We start from the raw sequence: 1,020 nt of genomic DNA on the forward strand, positions 1-1,020 counted from the left end.
ACATGGCCGCACCAACCAGCAAAGGCAAAGCTCAAAGAATCCCTTGCCAACGGAGAGCCGTCCATACACGGCCCCAATTGAGACGCTCACACCTCGCGCCGGGGCCCGAGCTTGGCGCATCTGGGCCTCCGAATGTCACCTGAGGGCGTCGGGGGCGCCGTCCCAGATGTCCGGGTCGAATTCCTGCGAAAGGTCGGTCACCTCAGCGAGCGTGATCTTGTAAGCCGCAAGGGTGGCCGGCGGGGTGATGCTGGCACCCTGCTTGTATTCGTCAAGAGCCGTCTGGGTCGAACGGGACAGATAAAGTGCTTCGACGCCCGGCCGGTTGAAACGACCGCCGTCAATCGCCGCGCCTGCACCGCTGGTGGGCAGGAAAGCCCATTTAGGTGTCAGATAGCGATGGAAGATCTCGTCCGGCCCGACGTGGTTACTTCACCCGCGCGCCCCGTTCTCGAGCGCTCAGGGATCGCCGCCAGCTCTGAGCGCTATCGTGATCGTCACGCCCGGCGAACTGAAGATCCCACGGCAGGCAAACATTGACGGAAGTGTTCACGCTGGCGCCGGCGCGCATTTAGCCGCCTAGCGCCAGAAGCTTCTGCTTTCCTTCAAATCCATAGGCGAGGCGCCACAGCCGAGATCCGGTGGGTTGCACCCGAAGTTGGAGCCCACCACCGTCAGACAGTTTAACGAGCTTGGAGGCGGGTCTGGCATTTCGGCATTTGACGTCGGGATAGGGCCATTGATGGGACCTCACTTTGGCTTTTTGATACCAACAGGATGCCCAATACCAACGGAAATACCATCCCAGGGCGCCGTTGGACCAAGTACGCCCAGATCTCCGCGAAACGCGGCTGGTCACGTCGTTCTCTACGAAAAGACCAGCGATTCAGCTATTTGCAGAGATGGAAGCGTAGAAATTTCTGCGAAAGGGAACGTTGGGAGATGAGCGACCCGAGACATAGGTGACGATTTGTACCGGACACATGGGTAACACTTTTGGCTTTTGGCCGGAGGTGTTGA

The 1,020-nt window shown here is 59.4% G+C and carries 1 protein-coding gene and 1 pseudogene; both read right to left on the reverse strand.

Features of this window, described 5'->3' with window-relative positions; genetic code table 11:
- Positions 1-135 precede the first annotated feature (135 nt).
- A complete protein-coding gene (locus tag FJ930_RS29910) occupies positions 136-408 on the reverse strand; it encodes an RES domain-containing protein (protein WP_141841186.1) in 273 nt (90 codons plus the stop codon).
- Between the two features lie 169 nt (positions 409-577).
- Positions 578-754, reverse strand: a pseudogene (locus FJ930_RS30690) (Arm DNA-binding domain-containing protein); the annotation flags it as partial.
- Between the last annotated feature and the right edge of the window lie 266 nt (positions 755-1,020).

Source organism: Mesorhizobium sp. B2-4-15 (assembly GCF_006658505.1).
In the GTDB taxonomy this organism is placed as follows: domain Bacteria; phylum Pseudomonadota; class Alphaproteobacteria; order Rhizobiales; family Rhizobiaceae; genus Mesorhizobium.